We start from the raw sequence: 1759 nt of genomic DNA on the forward strand, positions 1-1759 counted from the left end.
ATTGTCACGTTGTCGAGGCGTTCGGATAAGCTTGGCACATGAAAACCTCGTCTAGTTACCGCGGCCATCGTTTCCCACCTGCCATCATCAGCCTTTCGGTGCGATGGTACTTTCGCTTCTCGCTGAGCTTGCGCGACATCGAAGAATTATTGCTCGAGCGCGGCGTGATCGTCAGCTACGAATCAATACGGCGGTCTGTTATTCTGAAGACCCCGAGGGAACAATCAGATCCATGAAGCAAAAGCTGACTGCAGTGATGTCGAAAGTGTTTAAACGGCTCCACTATCCGCTGGACGTGATGCTGCTATGCGTGCGTTGGTATGTTGCGTATCCGTTGAGCTTACGGCAACTCGAAGAGATGATGGCAGAGCGTGGTATTGCTGTTGACCATTCGACCGTTCACCTCTGGGCGATCAAACTATTGCTGCTACTGGAAAAAGCGTTCCGGCGGTGCAAACGCACGGTCGGCAGAAGCTGGAGGATGGACGAGACATACATTCGAATCGGGGTGAATGGCGATATCTCTACCGGGCTGTCGACAAAGCCGGTAACACGGTTGATTTCCTGCTACGAGCCCGCCGGGACAAGGCTGCCGCGCAGGCATATTTCGAGCGGGCAATCGCGCAAAACGGCGAACCTGAGAACGTGACGATAGACAAGAGCGGATCGAACCTCGCCGCTTTGAAAGCGATCAATGCCAAGCGGGAAACACCGATCAAGATTCGCCAGAAAAAGTATCTCAACAACATTGTCGAACAGGATTACCGCGCGATCAAACGTCGAACGCGGCCCATGATGGGGTTTAAGACTTTTCGCTGTGCCCGCATCATTCTTGGTGGAATCGAGATCATGCACATGATTCGCAAAGGTCAGATGAGCGGCTGCGCTAAGGCACTCTCGCCCGTTCAGCAATTTAACTCCTTATTGGCATAAGTAATCCTATACATATAAACGTTCTTACAACACCCAGTTCTTATTGCGACAAAACCTGAATAACCGCGCCAAAAATAGCCATCAACCGACCCGAGAGCGGGAGCGCCGCATGCGTGGCTTAAGAGATTTGCGACAAGCACAGCGCTTCTTGTCGAACTTCGGCCCGATTCGACAGCATTTTGCTCTGAAACGACACCTGATTTGTGCATCCGAACATCGTCGCGAGCTTACGCTGCGCTTGGAATCGTGGCATCACTTGACACTCCAGGGCCAAAATCCGTCTGCGTTTTAAACAGTGGCCGTAAAGCGCCTATTTATCGCTCAATCATCATCAACGTGACAATGCCCCTTCGGGCCTCGATCTTAATGCCGATGCTTCCTTGAGCGACAAACAACTTCGCTGCGCTGCGCCGCGCGGTTTGCAACTTCGCGTACGATACTCACCTCCCGACCGAAGCAGAAAAGTGAACATGTCAAAAGTATCGGCGGAAGGCAGAGTCAAGGCGCTTTCTGAATTCATAGAGTCCCCTTCCGGCGAATCTGACGGCGCGCGAATTCCGGGGCATGCGAAGGCTAAACGGACTTCGAGTTTCGCGCAATTGAAACCCGCCACCGCCCAAAGCGGCGCACGGCCGGCCGACCATCCAAAGCTTTTTCGCACGCCGCAAACCCGCGAACGCCTGCATCGGCTGCGGCACGAACTGGGCAAGATCGATCCGGCGCCGTCCACGGCACAAGAAGCGCATACCGAAGTTGTCAAAGCGATTGCGCGCGCGAACCTGTGTGCGTGGCATGTGCCGGCGCTCACTGCCGAGTCGGCTCTTTG

General features: G+C 54.1%; 1 protein-coding gene and 3 pseudogenes. All 4 read left to right on the plus strand.

Annotated elements, in window-relative coordinates; translation table 11 throughout:
* Positions 1-38 precede the first annotated feature (38 nt).
* Positions 39-191, plus strand: a pseudogene (locus tag WM40_RS26725) (IS6 family transposase); the annotation flags it as partial.
* A 41-nt stretch (positions 192-232) separates the two neighbouring features.
* Positions 233-933 (plus strand): IS6 family transposase gene (locus WM40_RS26730; protein WP_096349236.1). Its coding sequence is split into 2 segments (ribosomal slippage): positions 233-506 and positions 506-933, totalling 702 coding nucleotides; the frame shifts between segments, so codons are not numbered across the junction.
* Positions 934-988: 55 nt separating this feature from the next.
* Positions 989-1225 (plus strand): annotated as a pseudogene (locus WM40_RS31950) (IS6 family transposase); the annotation flags it as partial.
* Positions 1226-1403: 178 nt separating this feature from the next.
* Positions 1404-1759: pseudogene (locus WM40_RS26735) on the plus strand (hypothetical protein); the annotation flags it as partial.

This window comes from Robbsia andropogonis, assembly GCF_000970345.1.
Lineage (GTDB): Bacteria > Pseudomonadota > Gammaproteobacteria > Burkholderiales > Burkholderiaceae > Robbsia > Robbsia andropogonis.